General features: G+C 49.2%; 7 protein-coding genes. 3 read left to right on the top strand and 4 right to left on the bottom strand.

From position 1 onward, the window contains the following. Window positions 1-600: 600 nt before the first annotated feature. Window positions 601-1,842, bottom strand: a complete 1,242-nt coding sequence (locus CHB92_RS05545) for an NAD(P)-dependent oxidoreductase (RefSeq protein ID WP_089318179.1) — start codon at window positions 1,840-1,842, stop codon at window positions 601-603. A gap of 267 nt (window positions 1,843-2,109) precedes the next feature. On the opposite strand from CHB92_RS05545, the gene gcvP reads away from it, so the two are divergent. The 3 genes from gcvP to CHB92_RS05530 all read left to right on the top strand — a co-directional run bounded on the left by gcvP (window position 2,110) and on the right by CHB92_RS05530 (window position 6,540). Then, the gene (gcvP, locus tag CHB92_RS05540) at window positions 2,110-5,028 is read left to right on the top strand and encodes an aminomethyl-transferring glycine dehydrogenase (protein WP_089318178.1); all 2,919 of its coding nucleotides are present in this window, start codon (window positions 2,110-2,112) and stop codon (window positions 5,026-5,028) included. 164 nt (window positions 5,029-5,192) lie between these two features. Then, window positions 5,193-5,792 (top strand): DUF4136 domain-containing protein, encoded by a 600-nt coding sequence (locus tag CHB92_RS05535; protein ID WP_179222963.1) that lies wholly within the window; start codon window positions 5,193-5,195, stop codon window positions 5,790-5,792. Between the two features lie 127 nt (window positions 5,793-5,919). Continuing rightward, entirely contained in the window at window positions 5,920-6,540 is a 621-nt protein-coding gene (locus CHB92_RS05530) for a DUF4136 domain-containing protein (RefSeq protein ID WP_179222962.1), read from the top strand. 94 nt (window positions 6,541-6,634) lie between these two features. Here the strand turns inward: CHB92_RS05530 and CHB92_RS05525 are convergent, their stop codons facing one another. From CHB92_RS05525 to CHB92_RS05515, 3 genes are all read right to left on the bottom strand, one after another. Then, entirely contained in the window at window positions 6,635-8,932 is a 2,298-nt protein-coding gene (locus tag CHB92_RS05525; protein WP_179222961.1) for a TonB-dependent receptor, read from the bottom strand. A 196-nt stretch (window positions 8,933-9,128) separates the two neighbouring features. Then, window positions 9,129-11,111 (bottom strand): OmpA family protein, encoded by a 1,983-nt coding sequence (locus CHB92_RS05520; RefSeq protein ID WP_089318175.1) that lies wholly within the window; start codon window positions 11,109-11,111, stop codon window positions 9,129-9,131. Between the two features lie 18 nt (window positions 11,112-11,129). Further along, window positions 11,130-12,062 carry a PorP/SprF family type IX secretion system membrane protein gene (locus CHB92_RS05515; protein WP_089318198.1) on the bottom strand — a complete coding sequence of 311 codons (933 nt, stop codon included), beginning with the start codon at window positions 12,060-12,062 and terminating at the stop codon, window positions 11,130-11,132. Window positions 12,063-12,093: the final 31 nt, after the last annotated feature.

Raw genomic sequence — 12,093 nt, 5'->3', positions numbered from 1 at the left:
TTGCGGGCTGCAAAGTTCGGTGTTTCTCTCTAAACCACCAAGCTTTTTCTTTTATTTTTTTTGACCAGCTCTTTCTTTATTCAAGAAGTGTGCCAGGCCTCCCCTTCCTTGTGAAGCGGGCTGCAAAGGTAAGAAGAGTTTTTCGTTTTGCAAGCACCAGGGGAGAGGTTTTTCTCTTTTTCCCTTTGCCTGCTAATGCTCGCTACGGCCCCTGTTATCGCTGCCCCTGTCCTGCCGAAGGGAGCGCAAAGGTAGGCAAAGTTTCCCTAGAGGCAAGGCCCAAGGGAAGATCAGCGCTAGCAAAAGGCTAAGTGGCTCAGGCAGTGGGAGATTCTTTTTCCCCGGCGCTGGAGAAAAACAGCAAATGCGGGACCTGGGGTTTTTCCTTGGCAGGATTGCTTTACCCAGCCATCCCCTTTTACCGCCTAGTCGCTGGAGTCTCCCCCACCGCTCGGAGGTAACCTAAGACCAACTCCACGAAGTTCAACAGCTGATGAGCTTTCGCTAAGGAAAAAAGAAAAAGCTCCCGCCTGTCCGACGGGAGCTTTTTGCCAGGGAAAGAAGGAACAACATTGAATAGTCAAAGCTAGAAAAGCTTTACTATGCTAGCTCCTCTTTCCTATTTGCTGTGGCACTGTCTGCATACCCTTGTAGATAACTGTAGCGCTCGGTCAGTTTTCCGCCTTTTGCAATGGTCCCTCTCTCCAGTACACCATCCTTATCTCCATTAAAGAAATGCGGGAATACATTATCAATTAAGAGTCTTCCAAAATCCCTGGAAGCATTGCGCGGTAGTTCGCAGGGAAGATTATCGACTGCCATCACGGTGATGTTGTCCGGACTTGTAAAAGGTGGTTCCAATTCTCCTGTCTCCTTGTTATAGTCATAGACTGGATCTGGAATAGTAGTTGCACGTTTGGTACAAGGAATGGAACCGTTCACGTCGCAAGTAATATCCGCGATGGTGTTGATTCTAAAATCTGAATAGCGGGTTTCTTCCTCTGTAAAGAGCCTAGGTGCTTTCGGATCCCAGTAGGCGCAGGCTAGTAGTATATCTGTTACCCGAGTAAACTTCCGGAAGGTAGACTTATATAAATGAGGGTTCGCATAGAAATCCGGTGAATCCCACACCTCCACATCAGGGCGGGCATTATAATCACCGGTGTGCAGCTGCGCATAAACAGGCTCTGAAAACTGCTTGTACAGGTAATCGAACACGCTCACCTTTTTTATCCCCATCTTATCCAACACTTCCATGGCTCCTCCTGCCACACGACCTCCCCCAGTAACGGCAATCTTTATAGGAGGCAACTTCACTTTAAAGTACTCCTCCTGCATATCTTCCATTTCATGGCACAGGTAGGCTGGCTTCAGGTTAAACAGGCCGTGCTTTTTGCCATACGTCAGTATCCCGTTATAGGCCCCGACGATACCTGCGTAACGACCAAAGGCTACTACTCGCTGCCCTTCTGCTGTTTTCAGCGTTTCATAGTCTATCAGCGTGATGTTCTTGTCTAGAATAGCACGCAGCAGTTTCGCGTTATGAGGCTGCTTTTTAATGGTGTGGGAGAAGAACAGGTAAGTCTTGTCCGGGATAAGCTGCTCAAAGGGTACTTCCTTCACCCCCATCAGTACGTCACAGCTTGTCAGGTCCTGTTGCAGGGTAATCCCCAGTTCCTCATACTCTTCATCCGTGAAGCATCGCACGTCGCTTGGCTGTACCGCGATTTCCATTTCCGGAAACTTTTGCAGTGCCTCCACACACTTCTTCGGGGTAAGCGGTACACGCTTGTCCACAGGTACTTTTCCTTCCTTTATAATCCCGACTCTAAGCTTACTCATAAGGGTCACCTTCTTGAATTGTTAGACAATAAGATTTGTTAGGGGTACAAGAAAAAGCAACAGATTGCCCTGCTTGTGGTTAAACGCCTCCGCTCGTGTCAGCAGCTTGTTGCACAGCTCTTAAAAGGCTTATACCTTACTATTTAAGTCTGATGGTTCAATATACCAAACATTACTGTTACTTTTGTGAAAAACATGAAACCAGCGATGTTGCGCTGATTTCCGGCAACTTTTAAAACCCATAATTCCCAGTCAATAAAAACCGTTATGATATTTAAAACCAAACCTGCGGATGTGTTTAAGGAGCGCCACAATGGCCCCGACAAAGAGCAAATGCAGGACATGCTTACAACGATAGGGGTAAACTCGCTGGATCAACTGATTGAGGAAACTGTACCTGCCGCTATCCGGCTTAAGAAACCACTTAACTTGCCCGCTGCGCTTTCTGAAAGAGACTTCCTGAACAAGTTCTCGCAAATCGCCAAGCAGAACAAGGTGTACAAGTCGTATATCGGCCTTGGTTACAATGATACTATTCTACCGCCGGTTATCCTTCGCAACATCATGGAGAACCCGGGCTGGTATACAGCCTATACACCATACCAGGCCGAGATCGCACAGGGCCGCCTAGAGGCGCTGATCAATTATCAGACGATGGTAATGGAGCTGACCGGCATGGAGATCGCCAATGCCTCCTTGTTAGACGAGGGCACTGCCGCTGCTGAGGCCATGGCTATGTTCTATGCACAGCGCAAAGGCTCCCGCAAAAACGCCTCCCGCTTCTTCGTGTCAGAGCAAGTGCTGCCACAGACAATTGATATCCTGCTTACACGGGCTACGCCACTTGGTATTGAACTGGTGATCGGCGACCACCGGGAAGCAAACCTGGAAGACACAAGCCTTTTTGGTGCTATCGTACAGTACCCTGCTGCTGATGGTGCCATTTTCGATTATACTGACTTTATCGCAAAGGCGCACGCGCAGGATATGCTTGTTGCCGTTGCGGCCGATATCCTTTCCCTGACCTTATTAACACCTCCGGGTGAGATGGGGGCTGATGCCGTGGTAGGAACTACCCAGCGCTTTGGTGTACCAATGGGCTTTGGTGGCCCACACGCCGGCTATTTCGCTACGCGCGATGCCTTTAAGCGCGTGATTCCTGGCCGTATCATTGGTGTTTCAGTGGACGCCGAGGGTAACAAAGCGTACCGTATGGCCCTGCAGACCCGCGAGCAGCACATCCGTCGCGAAAAAGCAACTTCTAACATCTGTACGGCTCAGGTATTATTAGCCGTTATTGCCGGTATGTATGCCGTGTACCACGGTCCACGCCGTCTGAAGTATATCGGCCTAAACACATACGCCCTGACACAGCAGCTGGAGAAAGGCCTGAAGGCATTGGGCTTTGCGCAGCAGAACGAACACTACTTCGACACGCTGAGGATAGCTGTGGAGAGCGCCGACCTGCAGCAGGCGATCCGCCAAGAGGCAGAGGCTGCCGGCATCAACTTCCGCTACTTCAACAATACGAACATCGGTATCTCTCTTAACCAAAACACCGACCTGCAGGACGTGAAAGATATCCTTGCCGTGTTTGCAAAAGTAGCCGGTAAAGCTGGGGATGTACTAGATATCGACACGCTGCCAGAAGAAACAGAGGTTACATGGACTGATAGTCTGATTCGTAAGAGCGAGTACCTAACGCACGAAGTGTTTAACGAGCACCACTCGGAGCACGAGATACTGCGTTACATGAAGCGCCTGGAGAACAAAGATATTTCACTTGTGCACTCCATGATCTCTTTAGGGTCTTGTACCATGAAGCTGAATGCCACGGCCGAGATGATTCCGGTAACTTGGCCAGAGATTGGGCAACTGCATCCTTTTGCCCCTGCTGACCAGACACAAGGCTATAAGCAGATTTTCACTGACCTGGAAAGCTGGCTGTGCGAGGTAACTGGTTTTGACGGCGTATCGCTGCAGCCAAATTCTGGTGCACAGGGCGAGTACGCTGGCCTGATGGTGATCCGCGCTTACCACGAGTCACGCGGCGAAGGGCACAGAAACGTGTCCCTGATTCCTTCTTCTGCACACGGTACCAATCCAGCTTCTGCTGTAATGGCCGGCATGAAGGTGGTGATCGTGAAATGTGATGAGAAAGGTAACATCGACGTAGCTGACCTACGCGCGAAAGCAGAGCAGTACAAAGACCAGTTGTCTTGCCTAATGGTAACTTACCCGTCTACGCATGGCGTGTATGAGGAGAGCATCATCGAGGTTTGCCAGATCATCCACGATAACGGTGGACGCGTGTACATGGACGGCGCAAACATGAACGCACAGGTAGGCCTGACTTCTCCGGCTACTATTGGTGCCGACGTTTGCCACCTGAACCTGCACAAAACCTTCTGTATCCCTCACGGTGGTGGTGGACCAGGTGTTGGCCCAATCGGTGTGGTAGCAGACCTGGTACCGTTCCTGCCAGGACACGCCGTCGTGAAGACTGGCGGAGATAACGCTATCAATGCGGTTTCTGCAGCACCTTGGGGTTCTGCTTCTATCCTGCCGATCTCTTATGCTTATATCGCCATGATGGGTGGCGAAGGTCTGACAGAGGCAACGAAAGTGGCTATCCTGAACGCCAATTACATTAAGGCCCGCCTGGAGAAACACTATCCGGTGCTGTATGTTGGTAAGAACGGACGTTGTGCACACGAGATGATCCTGGATTGCCGAGGCTTCAAGAAAGCAGGCGTGGAGGTAGAAGATATCGCCAAGCGCCTGATGGACTACGGCTTCCACGCTCCAACTGTGTCGTTCCCGGTTGCCGGCACCCTGATGGTAGAGCCAACAGAGTCAGAAGCACAGGAAGAACTGGATAGATTCTGCGATGTGATGATCTCCATCCGTGAAGAGATCCGTGAGATAGAGGAAGGCAAAGCCGACCAGAAAAACAACGTGCTGAAGAATGCACCGCACACAGCCAAGGTGGTGATGGTAGAGAACTGGGAGCGTCCTTACTCACGAGAGAAAGCGGTATTCCCAATGGCGTACCTACGCGATAACAAAGTATGGCCAACAGTTAGCCGTATCGATAGCGCGTACGGAGACCGTAACCTGATCTGCTCTTGCGCTCCGACAGAAGCATACAATGAAAGTAGTAACGAAGTGGTAGCTGTAGGATAGGTTACCTAACGATAAAGAAAAGCCTGGCCGCTCCGGTCAGGCTTTTTTTATGCTTGCCACCCTACTGTCGTTTATTCGCCAAAGCTTAAGCCCCTTGTACCCTATGTGGCTACCTCTTCCGTATACATGACTACATGTACATATTAATCATAAACCAACAAGCTATGAATCGAACCAAAAACAAGATTACAGTACTCTTATCGGCCTTCTGCTTTATGCTGTTAACAGGCTGTGCCGTTACTGAAACTGTAAACTATGACCCTACAGCAAACTTTAGTGAGTTTCAGACCTTCGGCTTTTATCAGGAAAACCCAGCCGCAGAGCAGGATATAGCCGCCGGTAACTATAACACTTTGCTAGATCAATACCTGAAGTCCGCTATCAGGCAGACGCTGTCAGCACAAGAAGGACTGACCTATGACGCTACGAATCCAGATTTAAAAGTGGCCTACGATGTATCAGTTGATACAGAAACAAACGTGAACACTAATTATGCCTTTGCCCCAGGCTTTGGCTATGGCTACAGCTATTGGTATGGCTATCGCTATAATTATGGTTTCAACAATTTTCCAACTGCCTACCGTACCATTAACCAATACAAGGAAGGAACAGTGGTGGTAGACCTGGTAAATGCGGAAACCAACGAACTGGTATGGCGCGGGGTAGGCGAAGCTGTCGTGGACATGACAGGCAACATTAGCCAGGAAACGATTAACCAGATCATATCAGAAGTGCTGGAAGAATATCCTCCCAAGAACAATTAAGCTGGTACGCCTCTAACCAAGATGAGAAAGCCATACGTTGCAAATGAACGTATGGCTTTCTGTTTTGCCTCCCTCTAATCGTCATTCATGTTCCCCCGTATACCTTGTACAAAGCAATCTATCGTACATGAAGCACAAGAAACTAAGGCCCTTTGGCACTCTCCCGCTACTTATCTTTAGCATGCTGTTACTTCCGTTAAGTAGCTGTACAAGATTCCCGCTGGCTGATACAGAGTACATTTTTGACCCGTCGATTAACTACAGGCAGTTTCGTACTTATGCCTGGATAGAGCCGGAAGTTCCATCCCCCATTGAGGGAGAGGTGGGCCCTTTCTACAATACTTTGTGGGACCGCCGCATAAGGGAAGCTGTTTCCAGTGCTTTGGTTAAGGAAGGCCTGAACCCTACGGGTGGCGAAGAAATACCCGATGTACTACTGGCTTATGATGTGAGGGTAGACGACGGGCAACGTGCCGTTGAAGACAACACTTTTCCGCCCAGCTATGGCTACTGGTATGGCTACCGCTACCGCTATGACTACACGAACCTCGCCAGCGCCCGGAATATACGTGATTACCAGGTGGGCTCTATCATTGTTGACGTGATAGACCCTGTAACAAAGGAACTGATCTGGCGGGGCTGGTCAGAAGCAACTGTAGACCCTGCAGACATGAACGAAGGGTATTTGAATATGGTAGTAGCAGACATTATGGCCCGCTTCCCCCCAACACCTGACATTACCCGTTAAACTTGACCTTTTAAAACATAAAGCGGCAGCGATAACTCGATCGCTGCCGCTTTATGTTAGCCTGTAAAAGTTGTGCCTGCTTCGATTATCACCCTTAAAAGTTGTAACCCAGGTTCAAGCCACCATAGTAGTTCCGAGCCGGGGCAGGTTGAAAAAAGCGCCCCCCAAAGGCATTCAGGTCATTGCCCAAGCTATACTTTTCATCTGTCAGGTTATCTACTCCGGCAAATACCTCTAGCCCTAATCGCTGCCATAGTTGATGCCGGAAACCGGTTCTTGCGCCCAACACTATATAGCTGTCGGCATACACTGTGTTCTCATCATCCAGGGGGATTTCATCAACATAGTTGGCCGTAGTACGCAGGTAAAAGCCCGGTTTGGTATTTAGGTCTAAACCTACGGTAGCCATGTTAGGGGCAGCACCTGTTAATGCATTACCCGAAAGATCGGTCTCATCTTTTTGGTAATCGTCAAACCGGAAATGGCTGTAGGTATAACTGCCCCATGCTTTTACAAGGTTTAGTACCTGCTCAGGCTCATCCAGAACAGTATAGCCCAGGCTTACCTCCAAGCCCTTCTGATCTGTAGAGCCCACGTTTCTGAAAACGGCCACGCTCGATACGTCCTGCCGGCTCACAATCGTTTCCTTTAACCGGAAGTAGAAAGCCACTACATCAAAGCTAAACTTATCTGCCAGTGCGAAGCCGCGGATGCCCAGTTCGTAGTTCGTTCCCTTTTCTGCCTCCAGGTCATCGTTCAGGCTCCCATCTGATGTCAGGATCTCTTCTTCCGTTGGAGGGGAAAAACCTGAACTGACGCTGGCGTAGGCCGATACTTTCTCCGTAAGTTTCTTTAGCAAAGCCACCCTCGGAGAGAGCACTGCTTCAAAATTCCTGTTATACTGGTAAATCCCACCACTAGGAATCTGGTGCAGGCGGGTTATTTCATAGCGTGTGTCATTCAGGCTAATAGCAGCAGTGGCAATAAAATCAGCAGGTAGCTCTAGCTCTGTTTGGGCAAATACAAAACCTGTTTTAGCAACTACCTCATCATCTGTTCGCAAAGCCCCGGGTTCTCCGCCATTGTTGTTATAGGTTCGGGCAACTTCAAAGCCTCTCTGAAACTCAGCCCCCACCGTAAAAATGGCTCCTACACTTCCTAAATTTGTATTGTAAACAAAGCTGGTACGGCCCCCAAACTCCTGGTTCGTGTTACGTTCATAGTCTGTGTTAAAAGGGTTGTCCTTAAACTTGTGCAGGCCGTAGAGGGCAAGGTTGTTCCGGAAGCTGTCGCTGAACTTGTACGCTTGTTTCAAACCGATGTTAATTCCCTCCAGGTCCAGCGAGGCATTCTGCGCTACGCTCCCGAAGGTGCCACCGCGGGCCTGCCTCGGGTTCTCGGCATACTGCTCAAGCGTTAGCCCGCCGGGCAACTCATAGTACAGGTCAGAATAAAGAACATTAATCCCAACCGTCCGCTTTTCTGAGGGGCGGAACTCAGAGGAAATCAGCAACACATCCCGGTCAATAGCCGACTGCTCTCTGTAGCCATCATACTGCTGACGGGTATATTGTACCATGATACTTGCATTTTCTGTACCTGTACCTACCAAAGCGGCATAACGTCTAAAACCGTAGGAACCTGCTGTAGTCCCAACTTCTAGTACTTTTTCGCCTGATGCAAACCGGCGTGGCTCCAATAAGACAGTACCGCCTGTACCAGCTCCGTAAATACTGGCTGTCGGTCCCTTCAGCACCTCGATGCGCCCTATGTTCGCGGCATCCAATAAATTAAGAGCCGTTGTTCCGTTCGCCTCTGTAAAAGGGACACCATCGTAATAGACCTTCACGTTACGAATCCCATAAGGGGAGCGCAGCGTGCTGCCCCGAATAGAGAGGCGATAACTGGCAGGGGCGCGTTCCTCCATGCGTACACCCGGCACTGTATTAACAGCCCTTACAATAGAGCTTTGATCAAAGCGATCCAACACTTCCTGCTCTATCAGGCTTAAGGCTCCTGCCGTTTCAAGCAGCGGCCTGTTAGTTTCGTAACCCGTTATCACCACCTCCTGTAGGCTTGCCCCTTCTGGCAAGAGTTTCACATGCATCTCTTGTGTTGCTAAAGGAACAGGTACTGTTAGCGGCCTGTACCCTAGAGAGCTGAACCTTAAGTGCCTTGCTGCCGCTGGTACGGCTAAACTAAAGCGCCCCTGCTCATTACTGATCGTTTGCTCCCCAGTGCTGGCCGTCACTGTAACTCCCTGCAAGGGCTGTTCGGTGCCGGCACTAACCACTTGCCCGCTTACCACCAGCTGTGCCATCAGCGCTTCCGGTAAGAGCACCAGTACGAAGAAGAGAAAAAGGGAAACCGGTAAGCGAACTAAATATTTCATATTAGTGTGATGTAACGTTTTTAGGACCCAGGTCCGAAGCAAGACTGAGGCTGTGAGCGTGCTTGCCTCTATCCATTACTCAAAATTACCCTTATAGTTTGTCTGCACAAAAAACTGCCAGAACAGCCTAAAAATAGAAAGGCTCTGCAGAACCTGCAGAGCCTTTCTATTTTATGAAAGCTTATAAGCCTGTAACTTAGTTCTTCTTAATAGTGAACTCAGTACGGCGGTTCAACTGGTGTTCTGCCTCGGAGCACTTCACTCCGGTAGCACAACTATTCACCAGTCTTGTTTTGCCGTAACCTTTAGCTGTCAGCCTGCTTCTGTTTATTCCTTTAGAAACAAGGTAATCAACGGCAGCTTTAGCTCTCTTCTCCGACAGTTGCTGGTTATAGTTCAAGCTCTCACGGCTATCAGTGTGTGAGCTCATCTCTATCTCTATGCTCGGGTTGTTTTTCAACAGCACCACCAGCTTGTCTAACTCTTTCGCAGCGTCCGAGCGGATAGCCCACTTGTCCAGGTCATAGTAGATATTATCCAGAACAATCGCTTTTTCCAGCTCGTTTTTATCGAACAGTAATGCTACTTCCACTGTGTCAGGGGCTGCTGAAGGTATGTCCTTAGATAATCCCATCTTCAGGTAGCCTTCTCTCGTGCTGTTGAACGTGTAAGTATCCCCCTTGCGTGCATCCAGGTAATATTTACCCGCTCTGTCTGTAACAAGTACGGTAGAGTCAGTGGATGACTTCTCAGTTACTACGATGCGTGTCTGCGGCAGGGCCTCCTGCACTGTCTGCTTCTTCTCGTTTTGCTTACGCTCTATGGTTGTAATCGCAAGAACAACAGGTTGCTTCAGGATCTCAAAGCTGTAGATATCTTCTGTTCCGTTGTTTGAGTCACGGTTAGAGGACAAGAAACCTTTCTTTCCTGGCTTTGAGAACATGATGCCGTAGTCGTTCTTAGAAGAGTTAACCGGGTAACCAAGGTTTTTAACAGCTCTCCAGTTGCCTTGCTGCCCTTCAGCGGAGAAGATGTCCATTCCCCCCATCCCTGGGTGGCCTTCTGAGGCAAAGAAAAGTTTGCCTTCAGCATCTACATAAGGGAAGCTTTCACGCGCAGCAGTATTTACCACTGGTCCTGCGTTAACAGGTTTTCCCCAGCTACCGTCTGCCTGACGAACAGAGTAGAAGATGTCCGTGTCTCCCAGGCTTCCTGGCATATCAGATGCAAAGTAAAGCACTTTTCCGTCGGCCGATAAGGCCGGATGACCAACAGAGTAAGCGTCTACCTTGTTATAAGCGAAAGGCTGAATGTTCGTCCAGTTTCCTCCCTGCTTTTCAGCTGAGTAGATCTCCAAGCGGTTGATGTGGCCTTCCAATGCTTTGCTTTCAACCCAACTGGTCGGGTCTGGGTTTCCGCTCTCGTCCACTACCATGTTTGTGCGGGTAAAGTAGATCTTTTGCCCGTCTTCTGCTACAGCGGCAGTGGCATTGTGGTAACCGGCATTGACAGTTTCCTGCAAGGCTACTGTATTTGTCCAGTTGCCGTCCTTATCCTGCTGTGCTGTGAACAACTGTAAGTAAGGGCGTCCTGTCCAGCCATACACCTTTACCTTTTCCCTCTTTTGGGCCGGCACCCCTCTGTCAGAAGTAAAGAGAAGGCTGTTATTGTACATAATAGGGCTAAGCTCTGCATAGTCGGCTGTGTTAATGCCTTTCAGAGGCTCAACTTTGGCTATGGCAGCTTTGCTTTTCCACTTCGCTGCCTTGTCAACCGCCTCCATCAAGGCCTGTGCCTGCTCTGTTTTCTCCGGCATCTCCTCGCCCCACAGCATGTACTGCTCTTTTGCCTCTTTGTACTTGCCGTTTTGTCTTAGCGCCTCTGCATAATAGTACAGGTTGATTGGCTCTCGGCCTTCCATCGCCACTACCTTTGCAAACCAGTCTTCCGCCTGCTGGCTCTGCTGCGTTTGACGGTAAGCATCGGCAATGCGCTTTGCTGTTTCTAGATCAGGCTGACGTTTCTGCACAGCCTCCTGGTAGTTCGCCAGGGCCAGGGCAAACTCCTGGTTGTTGTAATAACTATTTGCTTTCTTTAGTGGCGACTGGCCTTTGGCCACAGGACCTAAACCTAACATCGCTGCCACTACTAGGCATATGGGTGTGTATTTATATTTCATGGATGTAAACGCTAAAGATTAAAAGTACTGAGGAGTCAACATGCTCGTGTCCTTCTTCTTGAAGAAGTAATAGCCGACAGAGACCTCGTGGGTATTGTAGTCAGAAAAGCCATTTAGCATCTTATCGAAAGAATAACCTACTCGAAGCTCTTTCAGCACTTGTAGTTCAGCAATAAATGCAACAGCTGTTTTCTTGCTCAGGGTTTCTCCTTCTGGATTGTTGAACACGTTCATGCTGGTACGGTAAGAGCTTCCTAACCACAGGCGCTCTCCTAATAACAGGAAGCCATTAAGGTCTACACTTGTAGGCGCATGGAAGTCCTCTTTCACCAACACGCTCGGCTTAAACTTCACAAAAGGACTCACATCGAACACATAACCAGAAGTAAAGTAGTAGTGGCGCTCCGGCTCTACCTGATCCATGTCTTTATACTGAATAAGGTCTGAAGCAGACACACCAGCATAAAAGCGGCTTGTGTGCAGGTAAGCACCGATCTTCACATCCGGCTTAAGGTCTGTTTGCTTACCGGTAGGAATAGATGGGTCATCCTGAATACCGAACTTAGAGCCATCTACAACATGCTGCACTAAACCTGGGGCAATACCTAAACTTAAAATCGCATTTTGGCTAACCTGCAGTTTTACAGCAATGTTTGCATAGGCACTAGTGACAGACTGTGCACCAATTTCATCACGGGTTAAAGTTAAACCTGCCCCCAGTCTGTCGTTGGCTACTAAGCCGTCAACAGTCAGGGCCTGTGTCTCAGGCGCTCCCTCTACGCCGGTCCACTGTGAGCGGTAAAAGGCATTGAGGTTAAGCACGTTCTTGCTACCCGTGTAGGCAGGGTTGATAGACGTACTGTTAAAAATGTACTGCGAGTACTGCGGGTTTTGCTGTGCGCTGGCTGCTGTTGTAAGCAGCAGCGCAAGCAGAAGGTAATATATTTTCATTTTATTCATCTGAATTACTTTTTTAGAGGCC

Origin of the sequence: Pontibacter ummariensis (assembly GCF_900188175.1) — a bacterium.
In the GTDB taxonomy this organism is placed as follows: Bacteria; Bacteroidota; Bacteroidia; order Cytophagales; family Hymenobacteraceae; genus Pontibacter; species Pontibacter ummariensis.
This window is presented reverse-complemented; position numbering and strand designations above follow the sequence as displayed.

Excerpts from the sequence above, each read along its gene's own strand:
- gcvP (WP_089318178.1), top strand. The coding sequence starts at position 2,110 with ATGATATTTAAAACCAAACCTGCGGATGTGTTTAAGGAGCGCCACAAT.
- CHB92_RS05535 (WP_179222963.1), top strand. The coding sequence starts at position 5,193 with ATGAATCGAACCAAAAACAAGATTACAGTACTCTTATCGGCCTTCTGC.
- CHB92_RS05515 (WP_089318198.1), bottom strand. The coding sequence starts at position 12,062 with ATGAAAATATATTACCTTCTGCTTGCGCTGCTGCTTACAACAGCAGCC.
- CHB92_RS05520 (WP_089318175.1), bottom strand. The coding sequence starts at position 11,111 with ATGAAATATAAATACACACCCATATGCCTAGTAGTGGCAGCGATGTTA.
- CHB92_RS05530 (WP_179222962.1), top strand. The coding sequence starts at position 5,920 with ATGAAGCACAAGAAACTAAGGCCCTTTGGCACTCTCCCGCTACTTATC.
- CHB92_RS05525 (WP_179222961.1), bottom strand. The coding sequence starts at position 8,932 with ATGAAATATTTAGTTCGCTTACCGGTTTCCCTTTTTCTCTTCTTCGTA.
- CHB92_RS05545 (WP_089318179.1), bottom strand. The coding sequence starts at position 1,842 with ATGAGTAAGCTTAGAGTCGGGATTATAAAGGAAGGAAAAGTACCTGTG.